1 rRNA gene is annotated in these 371 nt (G+C 41.2%); it reads right to left on the minus strand.

From position 1 onward, the window contains the following. Nucleotides 1–214: ribosomal RNA gene (locus EQG61_RS13705) — 16S ribosomal RNA — on the minus strand; the annotation flags it as partial. Nucleotides 215–371: the final 157 nt, after the last annotated feature.

The following is a 371-nucleotide window of genomic DNA, read 5'->3' on the forward strand; positions in this document are numbered from 1 at the left end:
GTTGGAACTTTAATATACCAAACATGCGAATGATATATACTATGAGGTATTAATCCAAATTTCTCTGGGCTATCCCTCTGTAAAAGGTAGATTGCATACGCGTTACGCACCCGTGCGCCGGTCTCAAGGAAGCAAGCTTCCTCTACCCCTCGACTTGCATGTGTTAGGCCTGCCGCTAGCGTTCATCCTGAGCCAGGATCAAACTCTTCATCGTAGATTTTTGATTTTTTTTTGACTCGGGTTTTAGCTTAATTCTAATCTATTCAATTAGCCTTACTCTCTCTTATTTTGCTGTCAATCCAATATGTCTATGAACTTGTCTTCTCTTATTCATCCAACCTCTCTCGGTTAGCGGGTGCAAAAGTAAAACT

Source organism: Flavobacterium stagni (genome assembly GCF_004122105.1).
Taxonomy (GTDB): Bacteria; Bacteroidota; Bacteroidia; order Flavobacteriales; family Flavobacteriaceae; genus Flavobacterium; species Flavobacterium stagni.